The following is a 14,110-nucleotide window of genomic DNA, read 5'->3' as shown; positions in this document are numbered from 1 at the left end:
GGAATATCACATGAAATTCAGTGAACTCTGGTTGCGCGAGTGGGTAAACCCGGCCATCAGCAGCGAAGCATTATCCGATCAAATCACCATGGCCGGTTTGGAAGTGGACGGCGTGGATCCGGTTGCCGGCGCGTTTAACGGCGTCGTGGTGGGTGAGGTTGTCGAGTGCGGTCAGCACCCGAACGCCGATAAACTGCGTGTCACTAAAGTTAACGTGGGCGGCGATCGCTTGCTCGACATCGTCTGCGGCGCGCCGAACTGCCGCACCGGCCTGAAAGTGGCGGTCGCCACCGTGGGCGCGGTGCTGCCGGGCGATTTCAAAATCAAGGCCGCCAAACTGCGCGGCGAACCTTCGGAAGGCATGCTGTGTTCGTTCTCCGAACTGGGCATTTCTGACGATCATGACGGCATTATCGAGCTGCCGCTGGATGCGCCGATCGGCACCGACATCCGTGACTATCTGAAACTGAACGACAACACCATCGAGATCAGCGTCACCCCGAACCGCGCCGACTGCCTGGGCATCATCGGCGTCGCGCGTGACGTGGGCGTACTGAACCAGGTTGCGCTGACCGAGCCGGACATGAGCCCGGTGCCCGCGACGATTGACGCCACGCTGCCGATCCGCGTTGACGCGCCACAGGCGTGCCCGCGTTATCTGGGCCGCGTGGTGAAAGGCATCGACGTCAAGGCGTTAAGCCCGCTGTGGATGCGTGAAAAACTGCGTCGTTGCGGTATCCGTTCTATCGATGCCGTCGTCGACGTCACCAACTATGTGCTGTTGGAACTTGGCCAGCCGATGCACGCTTTCGATCTGAGTCGCATCGACGGCGGCATCGTGGTGCGCATGGCGGAAGAAGGGGAAACCTTGACGCTGCTGGACGGCAACGAAGCCAAACTGAACGCCGACACCTTAGTGATCGCCGATCATCAAAAAGCATTGGCGATGGGCGGCATCTTCGGCGGCGAGCATTCCGGCGTCAACGGCGAAACCCAGGACGTGCTGCTGGAGTGCGCTTTCTTCAGCCCGCTGTCGATCACCGGTCGCGCGCGCCGTCACGGCCTGCACACCGATGCTTCTCACCGCTATGAGCGCGGCGTCGATCCGGCGCTGCAGTACAAAGCCATGGAGCGCGCCACGCGCCTGCTGCTCGACATCTGCGGCGGCCAGGCTGGCCCGATTATCGACGTGACTCACGAGAATGAACTGCCGAAACGCGCCACCATCACGCTGCGCCGCGAGAAGCTGGATCGCCTGATCGGCCACGTGGTGCCGAGCGAGCAGGTCAGCGACATTCTGCGCCGCCTGGGTTGCCAGGTGACCGAACAGGGCGACAGCTGGCAAGCGGTCGCGCCGAGCTGGCGTTTCGATATGGAGATTGAAGAGGATCTGGTGGAAGAAGTGGCGCGCGTTTACGGCTACGACAACATTCCGGATGTACCGGTGCGCGCCGATTTGGTGATGACCCAGCATCGCGAAGCCGATCTGACGCTCAAGCGCGTGAAGACCATGCTGGTCGATCACGGTTATCAGGAAGCGATCACCTACAGCTTCGTCGATCCGAAAGTGCAGGCGCTGCTGCACCCGAATGAAGAAGCGCTGATCCTACCAAGCCCGATTTCGGTCGAAATGTCGGCGATGCGTCTGTCGCTGTGGACCGGCCTGCTGTCTGCGGTGGTGTATAACCAGAACCGTCAGCAGACGCGCCTGCGCCTGTTCGAAAGCGGCCTGCGCTTTGTGCCTGATAGTGCGGCAGATCTGGGTATCCGTCAGGACGTCATGCTGGCGGGCGTGATCGCCGGCCATACGCACGATGAACATTGGGATCTGGCGCGCAAGCCTGTCGACTTCTATGATTTAAAAGGGGATCTGGAGTCTGTCCTCGAGCTGACCGGTAAATTATCCGAAATTCAGTTCCGGGCGGAAGCCAATCCGGCCCTGCATCCAGGGCAAAGTGCGGCGATTTATTTGCACGGCGAACGCGTTGGTTTCATCGGTGTGGTTCACCCGGAACTTGAACGTAAACTGGATCTTAACGGCCGCACCGTGGTGTTTGAACTGGAGTGGAACAAGCTTGCGAGCCGCGCCGTGCCTCAGGCGCGGGAGATTTCGCGCTTCCCGGCAAACCGCCGTGATATCGCCATTGTGGTGGCTGAAAACGTCCCCGCAGAAGATATTTTGGCCGAGTGTAAGAAAGTTGGCGCAAATCAGGTAGTTGGCGTAAACTTGTTTGACGTGTACCGTGGCAAGGGCGTGGCAGAAGGTGACAAGAGCCTGGCTATCAGTCTGGTATTGCAGGATACCGCTCGTACACTGGAAGAAGAGGAGATAGCCGCTACCGTTGCAAAATGCGTAGAGGCTCTAAAACAGCGATTCCAAGCATCCTTGAGGGATTGAACCTATGGCGCTTACTAAAGCTGAAATGTCAGAACACCTGTTTGAGAAGCTTGGGCTTAGCAAACGGGACGCCAAAGACCTGGTGGAACTGTTCTTTGAAGAGGTCCGTCGGGCCCTTGAGAATGGCGAACAGGTAAAACTGTCGGGTTTTGGCAACTTTGATCTGCGTGACAAGAACCAACGTCCGGGGCGTAACCCGAAGACCGGCGAAGACATTCCGATTACGGCGCGCCGCGTGGTGACCTTCCGTCCGGGGCAGAAGCTGAAAAGCCGGGTAGAAAACGCCAGCCCGAAAGGGTGAATGACGTGACATCAAAAAAGGCCGCTTGCGCGGCCTTTTTCTTTTTTTGGAAAAATTCAGTTTATTCCTAATGGGCTAAGTAAGAATTAACATTATTCATTAAAACGCCACGGCGAAAATTTATTTTATGTTAATTGCGGAATATTCTTATATCTTATTTTATTTAGTTGATGACCTTATTTATCAAATCAATAACGGCCGTAATAATGGCCTGGGCCGTCGCCGCGGTGGCCGCCGCCCCAGTGCGGCCCCCAGCAGCAGGCGCTGAGGCTTGAGGCCAGGGCCACAAAGGCCAGCAACATACCTATACGTTTAATCATCTTATTATCCTCCGGTGGGAATCCATTTAATTATAATTGTCTTGCGGCTTGAGAGACGTCAGTTATTCGTTAAACCTTGTCAGTGGTTATGATAATTAAAGGCGGCGGCAAACAGTGTAGGGATTGTGTAAGGCCGTCGAAAACGATCTGAAAATAGGCATCGATGAGATAGTCGTTAAATAAGCACGCTGATATAACCACTGCAGCAAGAAAAATAGAGTGAGAAGGTAAAATGAAAAAGATCCTGTTGCTGGTGTGTTTCCCGCTGTTGCTGCCGCTGGCGGCGCAGGCCGATGTGTCCGTCGATATCAACGTGCCGGGTGTTTCCCTGCATCTGGGGGATCAGGACCGTCGCGGCTACTACTGGGACGGCTACGACTGGCGTCCACCGCAGTGGTGGCATGCGCACCAGGGCCGCGGTCTGGGTGAGCGCAATGCGCGCGGTTTGTACTGGGACGGCGGACGCTGGCAACCTTCGCCGCCGCGTGGCTATGAGCATCGCGAGCCGGAACGCAGCGGCAATCCGTTCCACGGCGATCGCGATAATCGCGACCGCGACCGCCGTCATGACGATCGGGGTGACCATGACCGGCGCGATGACGGCCGTGGTCAGCCTTATCCACCGGGCAACGCCGGCCCGCATCGTTAACCCCTGAGTTTATCGGCGGCTGGTTTTGCCATCATCCTGGCGATGACGGGCAGAGCCAGCCGCTGCTTTCCTGCGCCATCGCTTACGCAAGGCTTCCCCTTGCGGCGTTAACCCCCTAATATTTGACTCAGACGTCAATTATCCGGCCACGACAGCGGCCGGCAGGGAATCGCCGCGCCATGCCAACCAGCCGTACCTTCACCTTACTGTTGCAACATCAACGTTACCGCGATAAACGCCAGGTCATTCTGTTGGCGCTGGGTGTGGTGCTGGCATTGCTGTTTAGCCTTTGCGCCGGCGATCGATGGATATGGCCGTCAGAATGGTTCAGCGATCGGGCGCAGCTGTTCGTCTGGCAACTGCGATTGCCGCGTGCGCTGGCGGTGATGTTGGTCGGCGCCGCCCTGGCGGTAGCCGGGGCGGTGATGCAGGCGCTGTTTGAAAACCCGTTGGCGGAACCTGGCCTGCTGGGGGTGGCGAACGGCGCCGGCGTCGCGCTGGTGCTGACGGTGCTGCTGGGCCACGGTCTGCTGCCGGTAGCGCTGATGAGCGCCGCCGCGATAGCAGGCGCGCTGGCGATGACGTTCTTGCTGCTGGGCTTCGCTCGCCGGCGTCGCCTGACCAATGTGCGGCTGTTGCTGGTGGGAGTGGCGCTGGGCATCGTGTGCAGCGCGCTGATGACCTGGGCGGTCTATTTCAGCACCAGTCTCGATCTGCGGCAGTTGATGTACTGGATGATGGGGGGCTTCGGCGGCGTCGACTGGCGCCAAAAGTGGCTGGTGTTGGCGCTGCTGCCGGTGCTGCTGTGGCTGTGCGGCCAGGGGCGAGCGCTTAACCTGATGGCGCTGGGCGAGGTGCAGGCGCGGCAGCTCGGGCTGTCGCTGCATCTGTGGCGCAACCTGCTGGTGCTGGCGATCGGCTGGCTGGTGGGCGTCAGCGTGGCGCTCGCCGGGGTGATCGGCTTCGTCGGGCTGGTGATCCCGCATATTTTGCGGCTCACCGGCCTGACCGACCAACGTTATCTGTTGCCGGCCTGCGCGCTGGCGGGGGCCGGCGTGTTGCTGGTGGCCGATGTGATCGCCCGCGTTGCGCTGCTGGCGGCCGAACTGCCGATCGGCGTGGTGACCGCTACGCTGGGAGCGCCGCTATTTATCTGGTTACTGACCCGGGCAAAAGGCGTAAGGTAGTTTTCTTCATTCACCTGCCATTAAAAAACTACAGGATGACAACCGATGAGCAATCCAATTTATAACCTGCCGTTACAGACCATCGAAAATCAGGCTACCACGCTGGGAGCCTATCAGGGCAAGGTGCTGCTGGTGGTCAACGTGGCCTCGGAGTGCGGCCTGACAAAGCAATATGAAGGGCTGGAAGCGCTGTACGAAACCTATCGCGATCGGGGGCTGGAAGTGCTGGGGTTCCCGTCCAATGAATTCCTGGGGCAGGAGCCGGGCAGCAACGAAGAGATCCTGGCGTTTTGCCGCGGCACTTTCGGCGTGCAATTCCCGATGTTCGCCAAGATTGAGGTGAACGGCGAACACCGTCATCCGCTGTATCAGGCGCTGATTGCCGCGCAGCCGGCTGCTGTCGCGCCGCAGGGCAGCGAATTCCTGGCGCGGATGACCAGCAAAGGGCGTGCGCCGAAGCACGCCGGCGATATTTTGTGGAACTTCGAGAAATTCCTCATCGCGCGCGACGGCACGGTGATCCAGCGCTTCTCGCCTGACACCACGCCGGAAGATCCGGCGCTGGTGGCGGCGGTGAAACAAGCGCTGGCAGGGTAAGGCGAATGCTGCAACTCGTTGAGGTTGGGGTGGCGGGGCGCCTGGCGCCTTTTTCGGCACAGATTGACGGCGGGTTGCAGGTTCACCTGATCGGCCCAAACGGCGCCGGGAAGAGCACTCTGCTGGCGCGGGTGGCGGGCATGCTGCCGGGGCTGGGTGAGGTTCGTCTGGACGGACGCGCGCTCTCCGATTATCCGGGGAGCGAACTGGCATCCCGGCGCGGTTACCTCAGCCAGCAACAGCCGCCGGTGTCGCTGATGCCGGTGTTTCAGTATTTGGCGCTGCACCGGCCTGCGGCGGCGACGCAAACCGATGTGGAGCATGCCATCCTCTATCTGTGCCGGCGGTTGAAGCTGGTGGATAAGCTGTCACGCATGCTGACGCAGCTTTCTGGAGGAGAATGGCAACGGGTGCGGCTGGCGGCGGTCTTGCTGCAGGTGTGGCCCAGCGTCAATCCGCACAGCCGACTGTTGTTGCTGGATGAGCCGACCAACAGCCTGGACGTGGCGCAGAAAGTCGCGCTGGATCGCCTTCTGCGCGAATTCTGCCAGAGCGGGCGCAGCGCGCTGGTATGCGCGCACGATCTGAATCACACCCTGCAGCAGGCCGATCGGGTTTGGTTGCTGCATGCCGGCCGGCTGGTGGCGCAGGGCGTCACGCGTGAGGTGATGGCGCCCGCGCTGCTGTCGCAAATCTATGAAGTGGATTTCCAGCTGCAATGGGTAGGGGACCAGCGTTGGATCATGACCCGCACGGCTTAATTAACCCAGTCGGCGGGGCGCAACGTAAACGGAAACTAAACATAGTGAATATAAATAGTCAGATAAGCATCGGCGAATATTGTGCGGTCTCTCATTTTCATACCGATTTTCTTGAAAAACGTCGATGACGTGCTACGCTTGATTCGGCAAAAATAAAATACGTAAATAATTATTAAAAAATATAAGAATTTGATTTACATAATAAAATTATATTAATGATGACGGCACCTTCCTATCAGTTCTCCCACTGATGATAAGTCTCGTCTTAAGGTTTAGTTAAGCTTGCGGCCTTACATTGGCAGTTAATCCACGGAAACGATTCTTCTCTGGCGTTTAATATTCGTTAAACGAAAGGGATTTACAGTGTCATCAAAAGCAGTCCGATACGTTTGGGGTTAACTATGGATCAATTTTTACCTTTCTCTCGTCCAGCCATCGGCGACGAAGAAATCGCCGCGGTAGAGAAAGTGTTGCGTTCCGGTTGGATCACCACCGGCCCGCAAAATCAGCAACTGGAAAGCGACTTCTGTTCCACCTTCGGCTGTAAGCACGCCATCGCCGTCAGTTCTGCCACAGCGGGCATGCACATCACTTTGATGGCGCTGGGCGTGGGGCCCGGCGATGAAGTCATCACCCCTTCGCAAACCTGGGTTTCCACCCTCAACATGATCGAACTGCTGGGCGCTACGCCGGTGATGATCGACGTTGACCGTGAGACCTTGATGGTCAGCGCCGCCGACGTCGAGGCTGCCATCACCCCGAAAACCAAAGCGATTGTTCCGGTGCATTATGCCGGCGCCCCCCTGCAGATGGACGCTTTGCGCGCCGTGGCCGAACGCCATGGTCTGCCGTTAATCGAAGACGCCGCCCATGCGGTCGGCACGCGTTACAACGGCGAATGGGTCGGCGCGCGCGGCACGGCGATTTTCTCGTTCCACGCGATTAAGAACGTGACCTGCGCCGAAGGCGGCCTGATCGCCACCGACGACGATGCGCTGGCGGATCGCCTGCGTTGCCTGAAGTTCCACGGCCTGGCCGTCGATGCCTTCGATCGCCAGCAGCTTGGCCGCAAACCGCAGGCCGAAGTGGTGGAGCCGGGGTACAAATACAACCTGTCCGACATTCACGCGGCGATCGCCGTGGTGCAACTGTCGCGCTTCGCCGAGCTGAACGCGCGTCGTAAGGCGCTGGCGCAGCGCTACCTGAGCGCGCTGGAAGGCTCTCCGTTCCAGCCGTTGGGCGTGCCGGATTATCCGCATGACCACGCCTGGCACCTGTTTATGGTGCGCGTCGATCCCGAGCGCTGCGGCCTCGATCGCGACCAGCTGATGGAGCGCCTGAAAGAGGTTGGCATCGGCACCGGGCTGCATTTCCGTGCCGCGCACACCCAGAAATTCTACCGTGAGCGCTATCCGCAGCTGTCGTTGCCGAATACCGAATGGAACTCGGCGCGGCTGTGCACCTTACCGCTATTCCCTGATATGACCGACGCCGATGTGGATCGCGTGGTCAATGCCTTGTCTTCTGTTGTGGAGTCTTTACGTGTCTCGCGTTGAACCGATCAAAAAAGTGTCGATAGTCATCCCGGTATACAACGAGCAGGAAAGCCTGCCTGCGTTGCTGGAGCGCACTACCGCCGCCTGTAAGCAGTTATCCCAACCTTATGAAATCATTCTCGTCGACGATGGCAGCAGCGACAACTCCGCTGACATGCTGACCGCGGCGGCCGAAAAGCCGGACAGTCACGTGATTGCCGTCCTGCTTAACCGCAACTATGGCCAACATTCGGCGATCATGGCCGGTTTCAATCAGGTGACCGGCGATCTGGTGATTACCCTTGACGCCGATCTGCAGAACCCGCCGGAGGAAATCCCTCGGCTGGTCAGCGTGGCGGAAGAGGGCTATGACGTGGTGGGCACCGTGCGCGCCAACCGTCAGGACTCCTGGTTCCGCAAAAGCGCTTCGCGCGTAATCAACATGATGATTCAACGCGCCACCGGTAAATCGATGGGGGACTACGGCTGCATGCTGCGCGCCTACCGTCGTCATATCGTTGAGGCGATGCTGCACTGTCATGAGCGCAGCACCTTCATCCCGATCCTGGCGAATACCTTCGCCCGTCGCACGACCGAAATCGACGTGCGTCACGCCGAGCGCGAGTTCGGCGACTCCAAATACAGCCTGATGAAGCTGATCAACCTGATGTATGACCTGATCACCTGTCTGACCACTACGCCGCTGCGTTTGCTCAGCGTGGTCGGCAGCATCGTGGCGCTGTCCGGGTTCGTGTTGGCGCTGGTGCTGATTGCGCTGCGTCTGCTGCTCGGCCCTGAATGGGCCGCCGGCGGCGTGTTCACCCTTTTCGCCGTCCTGTTCACCTTTATCGGCGCCCAGTTTGTCGGCATGGGGCTGCTGGGTGAATACATCGGCCGCATCTATACCGACGTGCGCGCACGTCCTCGCTATTTTGTTCAGAAAGTGGTCGGCGTACAGCAAGACCACAATACTCAGGAAGAAGAATGATGAAAGCTATTGTATTTGCTTACCATGATATTGGCTGCGCAGGTCTGAAAGCGCTGACTGAGGCGGGTTATGACGTGCAGGCTGTGTTCACGCACACCGACGACCCAGGTGAGAACAACTTCTTCTCCTCCGTGGCCCGTTTGGGCGCCGAATTGGATCTGCCGGTCTATGCGCCGGAAGACGTAAATCACCCGCTGTGGGTTGACCGCATTCGCGAACTGCAGCCGGACGTGATCTTCTCGTTCTACTACCGTCACATGCTGAGCGACGAGATCTTGTCGCTGGCCCCGTTGGGCGGTTTCAACCTGCATGGTTCGCTGCTGCCGCGCTACCGTGGCCGCGCGCCGGTGAACTGGGCGTTGGTGAATGGCGAAACCGAAACCGGCGCCACCCTGCACAAAATGGTGAAACGCCCTGACGCCGGCGACATTGTGGGCCAGCAGAAAGTGGCTATCGCCGACAACGACACCGCGCTGACGCTGCACAAAAAAGTGCTGGAAGCCGCGCAGGCCGTGTTGAAAGAGCAACTGCCGAAGCTGAAGAACGGCACCGCCACCTTCACCAAGCAGGATGAGTCTCAGGCCAGCTACTTCGGGCGCCGCACCGCGGCGGACGGCGAGATCTTGTGGCACAAATCCGCCAAAGAGATCAACAACCTGGTGCGCGCCGTCACTGAACCGTACCCGGGGGCATTCAGCTACCTCGGCCAGCGCAAGCTGATCGTCTGGCGTTCCCGCGTGCTGGATACCCAACACGATAAACAACCGGGCACCGTGCTGAGCACCGCCCCGCTGGTCATCGCCTGTGGCGAAGGCGCGCTGGAAATCGTCGCCGGGCAGAACGAAAGTGGCCTGTACGTGCAGGGCAGCCGCCTGGCGCAGGAAATGGGCATCGTCACCGACGTGCGTCTGGCCGCCAAGCCTAACGCCGTGATGAAACGCCGCACCCGCGTGCTGATCCTCGGGGTCAACGGTTTCATCGGCAACCACCTGACCGAGCGTCTGCTGCGCGACGATCGTTACGACATCTACGGTCTGGATATCGGCTCTGACGCCATCAGCCGCTTCCTCGACAACCCGCGCTTCCACTTCGTGGAAGGCGACATCAGCATCCACTCCGAGTGGATCGAGTATCACATCAAGAAATGCGACGTGGTGCTGCCGCTGGTGGCGATCGCGACGCCGATCGAATACACCCGTAACCCGCTGCGCGTGTTCGAGCTGGACTTCGAAGAGAACCTGAAGATCGTTCGCGACTGCGTGAAATACAACAAGCGCATCATCTTCCCGTCCACCTCCGAAGTGTACGGCATGTGCGACGACAAAGAGTTCGATGAAGACCATTCGCGTCTGATCGTCGGGCCAATCAACAAACAACGCTGGATCTACTCGGTCTCCAAACAGCTGCTGGATCGGGTGATCTGGGCTTACGGCGCCAAAGAAGGCCTGAAGTTCACGCTGTTCCGTCCGTTCAACTGGATGGGGCCGCGTCTGGATAACCTGGACGCCGCGCGCATCGGTTCTTCCCGCGCCATCACCCAGCTGATCCTCAACCTGGTAGAAGGTTCGCCGATCAAACTGATGGACGGCGGCGCACAGAAGCGTTGCTTCACCGACATCAACGACGGCATTGAAGCGCTGTTCCGCATCATTGAGAACCGCGACGGCCTGTGCGACGGTCAGATCGTCAACATCGGCAACCCGACCAACGAAGCGAGCATTCGCGAGCTGGCGGAAATGCTGCTGGAAAGCTTCAACAACCACCCGCTGCGCGACCGCTTCCCGCCGTTTGCCGGCTTCAAGGACGTGGAGAGCAGCAGCTACTACGGTAAAGGTTACCAGGACGTCGAGCACCGCACGCCGAGCATCAAAAACGCGCGCCGTCTGCTGGGCTGGCAGCCGACCATCGAGATGAAGCAAACCGTCGCCGATACGCTGGACTACTTCCTGCGCACTACCGTTCAGGAAGGGAACGATGCATGAAGAAAGTCGGTCTGCGGGTTGATGTAGATACCTTCAGCGGCACCCGTGAAGGGGTGCCGCAGTTGCTGGACCTGTTCGAAAAGTACGACATTCAGGCCAGCTTCTTCTTCAGCGTGGGACCGGACAACATGGGGCGCCATCTTTGGCGCCTTTTGCGTCCGAAGTTTCTGTGGAAAATGCTGCGATCGAACGCCGCTTCGCTGTACGGCCTGGATATTCTGCTGGCCGGCACCGCGTGGCCGGGGCGCAACATTTCACGCGCGCTGGGGCCGCTGATGAAGCGCACCGCCGAAGCCGGCCATGAAGTCGGGCTGCATGCCTGGGATCACCAGGGATGGCAGGCCAACGTCGGCAAGTGGAGCGAGGCGCAGCTGACCGAACAGGTGCAGCGGGGCGTCGATGCCCTGAGCGCCAGCACCGGCCAGCCGGTGAAATGCTCCGCCGTAGCAGGGTGGCGTGCCGACACGCGCGTGCTGGAGGTCAAGCAGCGCTTCGGCTTCCATTACAACAGCGATTGCCGCGGCACCCATCCGTTCCGTCCGGTGCTGAGCGACGGGCGTCACGGTACGGTGCAGATCCCGGTGACGTTGCCGACCTTCGACGAAGTGATCGGCAGCGAAGTCAGCATGGCCGACTTCAACGACTACATTCTGCGCGCCATCGAGAACGATCGCGGCGTACCGGTGTACACCATTCACACCGAAGTGGAAGGCATGTCGCAAGCGGCGATGTTCGAACAGTTATTGCAACGCGCACGGCAGCAGGGCATCGAATTCTGCCCGCTGAGCGCGCTGTTACCGCAAGATTTGGCGTCACTGCCGTTGGGCCGCATCAAGCGCGCTCCTTTCCCCGGCCGCGAAGGTTGGCTGGGCTGTCAAACCGATGTGAAGGACGTTACATGAAGGCGCTAAAAGGATCCTGGGCCATTCTGCTGGCCGTTTTTTTTGCTCTGGTCTATCTGATCCCGCTTAACGGTCGCCTGCTGTGGCAGCCGGATGAAACGCGTTATGCCGAGATCAGTCGTGAAATGCTGCAACGCGGCGATTGGGTGGTGCCGCACCTGCTGGGGCTGCGCTATTTCGAGAAGCCGGTTGCGGGATACTGGTTCAATAACATCAGCCAGTGGCTGTTCGGGGAAAACAACTTTGCGGTGCGGTTCGGCTCGGTGTTCAGCACCGGCATGACCGCGCTGCTGGTGTTCGCGCTGGCGATGCTGATGTGGCGCAATGCGCGCCGCGCCAGCCTGGCGATGCTGATGTTCCTGTCGATGGTGCTGGTGTTCAGCATCGGTACCTACAGTGTGCTGGATCCGATGATTTCGTTGTGGCTGGCGGCGGCGATGGTCAGCTATTACCTGACGCTGAAAGCCACCTCGGTCAAAGGCAAGCTGGGCGCCTACGCCTTGCTGGGCTTGGCCTGCGGCATGGGCTTTATGACCAAGGGCTTCCTGGCGCTGGCGGTGCCGGTGATCGCGGTGATCCCGATTGTCATTCAGCAACGTCGCATCAAGGATCTGCTGTGCTACGGCCCGGTGGCGATCGTGACCGCCACATTGCTCAGCCTGCCGTGGGCGCTGGCGATCGCGCAACGTGAGCCCGATTTCTGGAATTACTTCTTCTGGGTCGAACACATTCAGCGCTTCGCCGAAGATAACGCCCAGCACAAGGCGCCATTCTGGTATTACCTGCCGATCCTGCTGGCGGCGGTGTTGCCGTGGCTGGCGCTGCTGCCCGGCGCGCTGCTCAAAGGTTGGCGCGAACGCGTGCAGCGCCCGGAGCTGTTCTTCCTGCTGAGCTGGGCGATGATGCCGCTGATCTTCTTCAGCATCGCCAAAGGCAAGCTGCCGACCTATATTCTGCCGTGCATGGCGCCGCTGGCGCTGCTGATGACCGCCTATGCGGAAGACTATGCCGCCACGCTGCGCGCCAGGCTGTTTAAGGCCAACGCCTGGCTGAACGGCTTGTTCGGGCTGATTGGCATCGTGGCGCTGGTGGTGTTGAGCGCCGGTTTGCTGCCGAAAGCGCATCTGTTTACTCCGCAGGAGTGGCCGAAAGTGGTTCTCGGCCTGATCGCGTTCGGCGGTTGGCTGCTGTTCGCGCTGGTCTCCGCGCGCGATAACGGCCGCCAATGGCGCTGGGCGGCCGCTTGCCCGGTGTTGCTGTGCCTGGTGATCGGTTACGCGATTCCGCAGCAGGTGATCGATTCAAAACTGCCGCAGAACTTTGCCCGCGCCACGATGGCAGAGCTGGGCGACAGCCGTTACGTGCTAAGCGACAGCGTTGGGCTGGCGGCCGGCCTGGCCTGGGAACTCAAGCGCAGCGACGTGCTGATGTACAGCCAGAAAGGCGAGGTGGCCTATGGTCTGGAGTATCCGGACGCCAAAGGGCACCTGATCAGCGACGCCGACTTCCCGCAGTGGCTGGCGCAGGCGCGCAAGCAGGGGAATGTGTCGCTGGTGTTGCAGCTCTCCCGCGGCGAAGCGCTGCCGCAGGAACTGCCTGCCGCAGACAAGGTGGATCGCATGAACCGTCTGGTGCTGATGTGGTATAAACAGCAACCATGATCGGTTTTCTGTTGGTGATAGTGGTCAGTCTGCTCACCTGTGGTGGGCAGCTGTGCCAGAAGCAGGCGGCGCACTGCTGGGAACGGGCGGACGAGGCGCGGCTCAAGCAGACGCTGCGTTGGCTGGCGCTGGCGGTGCTGTTGCTGGGGCTGGGCATGGCGGTGTGGCTCAATGTGCTGCAACGCCTGCCGCTCAGCCTGGCTTACCCGATGCTCAGCCTTAACTTCGTGATGGTGACGCTGGCCGCGCGCTGGCTGTTTCATGAGCCGACGACCGCGCGCCATTGGTGTGGCGTGGCGTCGATTATGCTGGGGATCCTGCTGATGAGCGTGCATTCATGAAGGGCTATGCCTGGGGCGCCGCCAGCGTACTGCTGGTGACGCTGGCGCAGTTGCTGATGAAGTGGGGCATGGTTCAGATCCCGCTGATGTCGTTCGCCGATGTCTCGCTGACGCTGATCGGCGACTACTGGCTGCCGCTGCTGGCGGTGGGCGGCGGCATCTTTGGCTATGCGCTGTCGATGCTGTGTTGGTTCTTTGCGCTGCGCCATCTGCCGTTAAACCGCGCTTATCCTCTGCTGAGCGTCAGCTATGCGCTGGTTTACCTGGCGGCGGTGATCCTGCCGTGGTTTAACGAATCCGCTACGCTGCTGAAAACGTTGGGCACGCTGTTTATTCTGTTCGGCGTCTGGCTGATTAACAGCAAATCCGAGACCAAATCGCCGCAATAGGGCCAAAACCGGCGATCCTGCTATTATCTCCCTCATGGCGCTTGCCTTTTTCCCCGTGCGGGAGATAAATTAACGCGAAATAGCGCTTTCCTTACGTGG

General features: G+C 59.8%; 14 protein-coding genes. 13 read left to right on the top strand and 1 reads right to left on the bottom strand.

Annotated features, from left to right (window positions below):
* Positions 1–10: 10 nt before the first annotated feature.
* Together pheT and ihfA are read left to right on the top strand one after the other, a co-directional pair.
* Entirely contained in the window at positions 11–2,398 is a 2,388-nt protein-coding gene (pheT, locus tag J0X03_RS13135) for a phenylalanine--tRNA ligase subunit beta (RefSeq protein WP_089196984.1), read from the top strand.
* 4 nt (positions 2,399–2,402) lie between these two features.
* The gene (ihfA, locus tag J0X03_RS13130; RefSeq protein ID WP_004931414.1) at positions 2,403–2,699 is read left to right on the top strand and encodes an integration host factor subunit alpha; all 297 of its coding nucleotides are present in this window, start codon (positions 2,403–2,405) and stop codon (positions 2,697–2,699) included.
* Positions 2,700–2,887: 188 nt separating this feature from the next.
* Here ihfA and J0X03_RS24260 read toward each other — a convergent pair whose 3' ends face one another.
* Positions 2,888–3,019 carry a hypothetical protein gene (locus tag J0X03_RS24260; RefSeq protein WP_046686953.1) on the bottom strand — a complete coding sequence of 44 codons (132 nt, stop codon included), beginning with the start codon at positions 3,017–3,019 and terminating at the stop codon, positions 2,888–2,890.
* A gap of 232 nt (positions 3,020–3,251) precedes the next feature.
* Here J0X03_RS24260 and J0X03_RS13125 point away from each other — a divergent pair, with 232 nt between their 5' ends.
* From J0X03_RS13125 to arnF, 11 genes are all read left to right on the top strand, one after another.
* The gene (locus tag J0X03_RS13125) at positions 3,252–3,668 is read left to right on the top strand and encodes a DUF2502 domain-containing protein (protein WP_049271951.1); all 417 of its coding nucleotides are present in this window, start codon (positions 3,252–3,254) and stop codon (positions 3,666–3,668) included.
* Positions 3,669–3,847: 179 nt separating this feature from the next.
* Positions 3,848–4,855: a vitamin B12 ABC transporter permease BtuC gene (gene btuC, locus J0X03_RS13120; protein ID WP_129993128.1), complete on the top strand. Its 1,008-nt coding sequence runs from the start codon at positions 3,848–3,850 to the stop codon at positions 4,853–4,855.
* A gap of 45 nt (positions 4,856–4,900) precedes the next feature.
* A complete protein-coding gene (locus tag J0X03_RS13115) occupies positions 4,901–5,452 on the top strand; it encodes a glutathione peroxidase (protein WP_033642881.1) in 552 nt (183 codons plus the stop codon).
* A gap of 5 nt (positions 5,453–5,457) precedes the next feature.
* Positions 5,458–6,213 (top strand): vitamin B12 ABC transporter ATP-binding protein BtuD, encoded by a 756-nt coding sequence (gene btuD, locus J0X03_RS13110; RefSeq protein WP_033642882.1) that lies wholly within the window; start codon positions 5,458–5,460, stop codon positions 6,211–6,213.
* A gap of 401 nt (positions 6,214–6,614) precedes the next feature.
* The gene (arnB, locus tag J0X03_RS13105) at positions 6,615–7,769 is read left to right on the top strand and encodes a UDP-4-amino-4-deoxy-L-arabinose aminotransferase (protein ID WP_047026209.1); all 1,155 of its coding nucleotides are present in this window, start codon (positions 6,615–6,617) and stop codon (positions 7,767–7,769) included.
* Complete coding sequence (gene arnC / locus J0X03_RS13100; protein WP_033642884.1) at positions 7,756–8,736, top strand: undecaprenyl-phosphate 4-deoxy-4-formamido-L-arabinose transferase; 981 nt, start codon at positions 7,756–7,758, stop codon at positions 8,734–8,736. The genes arnB and arnC overlap by 14 nt, the downstream gene beginning before the upstream one ends.
* The gene (arnA, locus tag J0X03_RS13095; RefSeq protein WP_033644264.1) at positions 8,736–10,718 is read left to right on the top strand and encodes a bifunctional UDP-4-amino-4-deoxy-L-arabinose formyltransferase/UDP-glucuronic acid oxidase ArnA; all 1,983 of its coding nucleotides are present in this window, start codon (positions 8,736–8,738) and stop codon (positions 10,716–10,718) included. Before arnC ends, arnA begins: the two co-directional genes overlap by 1 nt.
* Entirely contained in the window at positions 10,715–11,620 is a 906-nt protein-coding gene (gene arnD / locus J0X03_RS13090; RefSeq protein WP_033652453.1) for a 4-deoxy-4-formamido-L-arabinose-phosphoundecaprenol deformylase, read from the top strand. The genes arnA and arnD overlap by 4 nt, the downstream gene beginning before the upstream one ends.
* The gene (gene arnT / locus J0X03_RS13085; RefSeq protein WP_122004172.1) at positions 11,617–13,281 is read left to right on the top strand and encodes a lipid IV(A) 4-amino-4-deoxy-L-arabinosyltransferase; all 1,665 of its coding nucleotides are present in this window, start codon (positions 11,617–11,619) and stop codon (positions 13,279–13,281) included. The genes arnD and arnT overlap by 4 nt, the downstream gene beginning before the upstream one ends.
* Entirely contained in the window at positions 13,278–13,622 is a 345-nt protein-coding gene (gene arnE / locus J0X03_RS13080) for a 4-amino-4-deoxy-L-arabinose-phosphoundecaprenol flippase subunit ArnE (RefSeq protein ID WP_033642887.1), read from the top strand. Before arnT ends, arnE begins: the two co-directional genes overlap by 4 nt.
* Entirely contained in the window at positions 13,619–14,011 is a 393-nt protein-coding gene (arnF, locus tag J0X03_RS13075) for a 4-amino-4-deoxy-L-arabinose-phosphoundecaprenol flippase subunit ArnF (RefSeq protein ID WP_033642888.1), read from the top strand. Before arnE ends, arnF begins: the two co-directional genes overlap by 4 nt.
* Positions 14,012–14,110 lie beyond the last annotated feature (99 nt).

Source organism: Serratia ureilytica (genome assembly GCF_017309605.1).
Classification (GTDB): Bacteria; Pseudomonadota; Gammaproteobacteria; order Enterobacterales; family Enterobacteriaceae; genus Serratia; species Serratia ureilytica.
Note: the sequence above shows the minus strand (reverse complement) of the source record. Positions and strands in the feature narration are given on the sequence as shown.

What these genes read in the sequence shown, in the direction of transcription:
- btuC (WP_129993128.1), top strand. Translation starts at nt 3,848, where the DNA reads ATGCCAACCAGCCGTACCTTCACCTTACTGTTGCAACATCAACGTTAC.
- arnA (WP_033644264.1), top strand. Translation starts at nt 8,736, where the DNA reads ATGAAAGCTATTGTATTTGCTTACCATGATATTGGCTGCGCAGGTCTG.
- btuD (WP_033642882.1), top strand. Translation starts at nt 5,458, where the DNA reads ATGCTGCAACTCGTTGAGGTTGGGGTGGCGGGGCGCCTGGCGCCTTTT.
- ihfA (WP_004931414.1), top strand. Translation starts at nt 2,403, where the DNA reads ATGGCGCTTACTAAAGCTGAAATGTCAGAACACCTGTTTGAGAAGCTT.
- J0X03_RS13125 (WP_049271951.1), top strand. Translation starts at nt 3,252, where the DNA reads ATGAAAAAGATCCTGTTGCTGGTGTGTTTCCCGCTGTTGCTGCCGCTG.
- arnB (WP_047026209.1), top strand. Translation starts at nt 6,615, where the DNA reads ATGGATCAATTTTTACCTTTCTCTCGTCCAGCCATCGGCGACGAAGAA.
- J0X03_RS13115 (WP_033642881.1), top strand. Translation starts at nt 4,901, where the DNA reads ATGAGCAATCCAATTTATAACCTGCCGTTACAGACCATCGAAAATCAG.
- arnD (WP_033652453.1), top strand. Translation starts at nt 10,715, where the DNA reads ATGAAGAAAGTCGGTCTGCGGGTTGATGTAGATACCTTCAGCGGCACC.
- arnF (WP_033642888.1), top strand. Translation starts at nt 13,619, where the DNA reads ATGAAGGGCTATGCCTGGGGCGCCGCCAGCGTACTGCTGGTGACGCTG.
- arnT (WP_122004172.1), top strand. Translation starts at nt 11,617, where the DNA reads ATGAAGGCGCTAAAAGGATCCTGGGCCATTCTGCTGGCCGTTTTTTTT.
- arnE (WP_033642887.1), top strand. Translation starts at nt 13,278, where the DNA reads ATGATCGGTTTTCTGTTGGTGATAGTGGTCAGTCTGCTCACCTGTGGT.
- pheT (WP_089196984.1), top strand. Translation starts at nt 11, where the DNA reads ATGAAATTCAGTGAACTCTGGTTGCGCGAGTGGGTAAACCCGGCCATC.
- J0X03_RS24260 (WP_046686953.1), bottom strand. Translation starts at nt 3,019, where the DNA reads ATGATTAAACGTATAGGTATGTTGCTGGCCTTTGTGGCCCTGGCCTCA.